This is a genomic window from Methylobacterium sp. WL6, assembly GCF_008040095.1.
Classification (GTDB): Bacteria; Pseudomonadota; Alphaproteobacteria; order Rhizobiales; family Beijerinckiaceae; genus Methylobacterium.
In genome coordinates, this window is sequence record NZ_VRVH01000331.1 from 1 (window position 1) to 4,737 (window position 4,737).

The following is a 4,737-nucleotide window of genomic DNA, read 5'->3' on the forward strand; positions in this document are numbered from 1 at the left end:
CGCCTCGCCTGCCCGTCAGTGCCCGCCTCCCCCGGCGGCCGCCGCCGCCGGCCTGCAGATCAGGGGCGTGGCCAGCGCCATCAGCAGGAACAGGCCGGTGAGCACGAGGAACACGTCCTCGAAGCTCATCACCAGCCCCTGCATCCGCACGGTGTTGGTCAGCGCCTTCAGGGCCATCTTCTCGGCGTCACCGCCGGTCGCCTCGAACTGGCGGCGCATCGCGTCGAGGCGCTCCAGGGCCGCGCCGTTGGCCCAGGTGAAGCGCTCGTGCAGGCGCTCGAGGTGCAGGTCCCAGCGATCGTTGAGCAGGGTGTTGATCAGCGCGAGCCCGACCGCGCCGCCGAGGTTCCGCGTGAGGTTGTAGAGGCCGGACGCGTTCTTGATCCGGGCCGGCGGCAGGGTGCCGAGCGCGATGTTGTTGATCGGGATCATGCACAACATCAGCGAGCAGCCCCGCAGGACCTGCGGCCACAGCAGCTCCCAGAAGTCCCAATCCTTGGTCAGCCCGGTGACGATCCAGGTCCCGGCGGCGAAGCCCGAGAACCCGATCGCCATCAGGATGCGCGGGTCGACCTTGCCGGAGAACCGCCCGGCGATCGGCGCGGTGGCGAACATGCACAGGCCCGAGACGAACATCGTCTCGCCGATCTGCAGCGCCGAGTAGCCGCGGATCCGCGCGAGGTAGACCGGGTAGAGGTAGGTCAGCCCGTAGAGGCCGATGCCGAGGACGAAGCTCGCCGCGCAGCCCGCGGCGAAGTTGCGGTCGGCGAAGGCGCGCAGGTCCACGATCGGCTGCTTCGCGGTGAAGACCCGCCAGAAGAAGCCGACCGCCGAGACCGTGCCGATGACGCTGCAGATCGCCACCGCGTCGTCCTGCAGCCAATCGTGGTTCGGCCCCTCCTCGAGCACGTATTCGAGGCAGCCGAGGAAGCCCGCCATGCCGGCGAGCCCGTACCAATCGAAGCTGTTGAACAGATCGAGGTTCGGCTCGTCGAAGTCGACGAGGAAGAAGGTCGAGACCGTGACGGCGATGCCGGGCACCACGTTGATCAGGAACAGCCAGTGCCAGGAGCCGAGGTCCGTCAGGTAGCCGCCGACCGTCGGGCCGATGGTCGGCGCCAGCGTCGCCACGAGGCCGATCATCGGCGAGACGATCGAGCGCTTGGACGGCGGGAAGATCGTGAAGGCGGAGGCGAACACCGTCGGGATCATGCCGCCGCCGATGAAGCCCTGCAGCGCGCGCCAGACGATCATCTCGTCGATCGAGGAGGCGGTGGCGCACATCACGCTCATCAGCGTGAAGCCGCCGGCCGAGATCACGAACATCCACCGGGTCGAGAGCACCCGCGAGAGGGTGCCCGAGAGCGGGATCGAGATCACCTCGGCGATCAGGTAGCTGGTCTGGACCCAGGGGATCTCGTCGCCCGACGCCGACAGGCCGGCCTGGATCTCGTTGAGCGAGGCCGAGACGATCTGGATGTCCAGGATCGCCATGAACATCCCGAACACCATGCACAGGAACGCCACCATCCGGCGGCGGTCGAGCGGCGGCTCGGCCGTCGCGGAGGGCGGCGCCGCGGAGATCGGGGCTCGGCCGGGGCTGGCGGCGGCGGTCGCGGCCATGGCGGTCAGTCCTGCTTATGCGCGGTCCGCAGGAGCGGCGCGTCGGCGCCGTCGCGGGTGTCGATGCGGACCGTCACCGACAGGCCGGGCCGGAGCAGGCCCTCGGCGGCGACGTCGGCCGGCACCTTCACCCGCACCGGCAGGCGCTGGACGATCTTGGTGAAGTTGCCGGTCGCGTTGTCGGGCGGCAGCAGGCTGAACACCGAGCCCGAGGCGGGCGAGAGCGACTCGACCTCGCCCGCGATCTCGCGGTCGGGATAGGCGTCGACCTCGATGCGCACGTGCTGCCCGGGGCGGACGCGCACGAGCTGGGTCTCCTTGAAGTTCGCATCGATGCGGACGCTCTTGAGCGGCACCAGGGCGGCGACGCGCGAGCCCGGCGCGACGTAGGCGCCGGCCTCCACCGCCTTGTTGCCGACGACCCCGTCGAACGGCGCCCGGATCGTCGAGAAGGCGACGTCGCGCTTGGCGCGGTCGACGGCGGTGCGCAGCTCGGCCGCGAGGCTCTCGGCCTCGCGCTGCTGGGCGTGCAGAACCTCGACGTTGGCCTTGGCCGCGATCAGACCGGCCTCGGCCCCCTTGACCGCGGCATCGGTGCGGTCGCGGTCGGCCTTGGCCTGGTCGAGGCGGGATTTCGCGACGTAGTCGGCCTGCATCTGGGTCGCGCGGTTGTAGTCGGCGAGCGCCCGCACCGCGTCGGCCTTGGTCGCGTCGATCTGGGCGGCCATCTGCACGACCTGCGCCTGCGCCGCCTCGGCCTGCCGGCCGATCCGCACGATGGTGCTCTCCTGGGTCGCGAGCTTGTCCTGCGCCGCCTGCTGCGCGAGCCGGTAGTCGCCGTCGTCGAGCCGGGCGATCACGTCACCCTTCTTGACCGACTGCCCGTTCACCACCGGGACGGCTTCGAGGTAGCCGGAGATCTTGGCGGCGAGCACCGAGATGTCCGCCTGCACGTAGGCGTCGTCGGTCGTGACGAAGAACCGCCCAACGGTCCAGTACTGCCAGCCCTGGTAGCCGCCCCCGGCCAACGCCGCGCAGAGCAGGCCGGCCAGGACGAGCGTCTTGCGCGAGCGCTTCCTGACCACCGGGGCCTCGGCGGGAGCCGGGACGTGGGACGAGGCCGCGGCCGCCTTCGACGTGGCGCGCGGCGCCTCGGCGCGCTCGTCCCGCACGGCGTCGGTCGCCTCGGCCGCATCGATCCGGTCGCCATCCTCGCGCAACGACATGCCCGAAATCCCAGCTTGAAACTTGCTGACCGAACGGTTCGGTCATCGACGAGGACGATTGACGTCCGCCGTTCCGACGCAGTAGATATCATTGACCGAACGGTTCGGTCAATCAGGATCGCCAAGATGCCCGCGACCTCCACGACGCTGGAACGAGACGCCGTCACGCCCGAGAGCGACAAGCGCCGCCAGATCCTCGACGGCGCGCGCCAGGTCTTCATGGGCGCGGGCTTCGACGGCGCGAGCATGGGCGAGATCGCTCGCACGGCCGGCGTCTCGAAGGGCACGCTCTACGTCTACTTCGACAGCAAGGAGGCGCTGTTCGAGGCGCTGACCCTGGAGGAGAAGCGGGGCTTGGCCGAGGCCCTGTTCCTGCTGGATGCCGACGACCCCGACGTCGCCGCGGTGCTGACGCGGCTCGGCACCACCTACCTCATCGAGATGGTGCGGCCCGAGCACGTGGCGGTGATCCGCATGGTGATCGGCGCCTGCGAGAAGTTCCCGCGCTTCGGGCAGGCCTTCTTCGAGGCCGGCCCGGCGATGGGCGTGACGCGGCTCACCGCCTACCTCGACGCGCAGGTGGCGGCCGGGCGCCTGAACGCGGCGGACACGAACCTCGCCGCCAAGCACTTCCTGCATCTCTGCCAGGCCGGCCTGCTGACGCGCCTGCTGTTCCACGCCGGCGATCCGGTGACGCGGGAGGAGATCGACTATCGCATCCGCGAGGCCGTGCGGGTGTTCTTCGCGGGCTACGGCCCGGGGCGCTGAGGCACGCCCTTCGCTCCCGACGACGTGCGGATGCGGCCAGGCCTCGACTCGGAGCACCCTTCCCTCCCCCGCTCAAAGGGGGGAGGGAAGGCGCGGTGCGGATCGGAAAATCCGTCGCGCTCAGCCGGCCGCGCGCATCCGCGGCAAAGCGGCCGTGCTCCAGGCCCGCACCTCGGCGTCGATCGCCAGGGCCTCCTCGACGCCGTCGGGGGCGGTGCGGTGGATCCCCGCGAAATGCGCGATCGCGCGCTCGACGAGGTCGGCGATGCCGTAGAACGGGATCGTGCCGGCGATGAAGGCCGCCACCGCGATCTCGTTGGCCGCGTTCATCACCGTCGGCGCCGCGCCGCCCTCGGCGAGCGCCGCGCGGGCGATCCGCAGGCACGGGAAGCGCGCCTCGTCGGCGGCCTCGAAGGTGAGGCTGCCCAAAGCCACGAGGTCGAGGGACCGGCCGCGGGCGATGGTCAGGCGGTCGCCGAGGCCGAGGCAGTGCGAGATCGGCACGCGCATGTCGGGCAGCGCCAGCTCGGCGGTGACGGCGCCGTCGAGCCAGTAGATCATCCCGTGGATCACCGATTGCGGATGCACCACCACGTCGAGGCGGCCCGGCTCGATGCCGAACAGGTGGTGCGCCTCGATCAGCTCCAGCCCCTTGTTCATCAGGGAGGCGGAATCGATGTTGATCTTCATCCCCATCGACCAGGTCGGGTGGGCGGCGGCCTCCGCCGGCGAGGCGGCGGCGATGCGCTCGCGCGTCCAGGTCCGGAACGGGCCGCCGGAGGCGGTGATCATCATGGTGCGCACGTCTTCCAGCGGCCGGCCGGCCATCGCCTGGCTGAGCGCGTCGTGCTCGGAATCCATCGGCAGGATGGTCGCGCCGTAGCGCTTGGCGTCGCGCATGAAGGCGTCGCCGGCGCAGACCAGGCTCTCCTTGTTGGCGAGCGCGACCTGCCGCCCGAGGCGGAGCGCCTCGTGGGTCGGCTTCAGGCCGGCGGCCCCGCTGATCGCCGCGACGACGATGTCGGCCTCCTGCGCCACCGCGTCGAGCACCGCCGCCTCGCCCGCCCCGGACGGGATGCCGGAGCCCGACAGCGCCTCGGCGAGCGCCGCGCCGGCGGCC

General features: G+C 71.0%; 4 protein-coding genes. 1 reads left to right on the top strand and 3 read right to left on the bottom strand.

Annotated elements, in window-relative coordinates; translation table 11 throughout:
• Nucleotides 1–15: 15 nt before the first annotated feature.
• The gene (locus FV230_RS24785; RefSeq protein WP_246694987.1) at nucleotides 16–1,530 is read right to left on the bottom strand and encodes a DHA2 family efflux MFS transporter permease subunit; all 1,515 of its coding nucleotides are present in this window, start codon (nucleotides 1,528–1,530) and stop codon (nucleotides 16–18) included.
• Between the two features lie 98 nt (nucleotides 1,531–1,628).
• Nucleotides 1,629–2,849: an HlyD family secretion protein gene (locus FV230_RS24790; RefSeq protein ID WP_147844293.1), complete on the bottom strand. Its 1,221-nt coding sequence runs from the start codon at nucleotides 2,847–2,849 to the stop codon at nucleotides 1,629–1,631.
• Between the two features lie 126 nt (nucleotides 2,850–2,975).
• On the opposite strand from FV230_RS24790, the gene FV230_RS24795 reads away from it, so the two are divergent.
• Nucleotides 2,976–3,617 carry a TetR/AcrR family transcriptional regulator gene (locus FV230_RS24795; RefSeq protein ID WP_147844294.1) on the top strand — a complete coding sequence of 214 codons (642 nt, stop codon included), beginning with the start codon at nucleotides 2,976–2,978 and terminating at the stop codon, nucleotides 3,615–3,617.
• A 120-nt stretch (nucleotides 3,618–3,737) separates the two neighbouring features.
• Here FV230_RS24795 and dxr read toward each other — a convergent pair.
• Nucleotides 3,738–4,737 (bottom strand): 1-deoxy-D-xylulose-5-phosphate reductoisomerase (dxr, locus tag FV230_RS24800; RefSeq protein WP_147844295.1); only part of this gene is annotated, 1,000 nt, incomplete at its 5' end.

Bases quoted from the DNA above. Each gene is read 5' to 3' on its own strand.
- FV230_RS24795 (WP_147844294.1), top strand. From the start codon at position 2,976: ATGCCCGCGACCTCCACGACGCTGGAACGAGACGCCGTCACGCCCGAG.
- FV230_RS24790 (WP_147844293.1), bottom strand. From the start codon at position 2,849: ATGTCGTTGCGCGAGGATGGCGACCGGATCGATGCGGCCGAGGCGACC.
- FV230_RS24785 (WP_246694987.1), bottom strand. From the start codon at position 1,530: ATGGTGGCGTTCCTGTGCATGGTGTTCGGGATGTTCATGGCGATCCTG.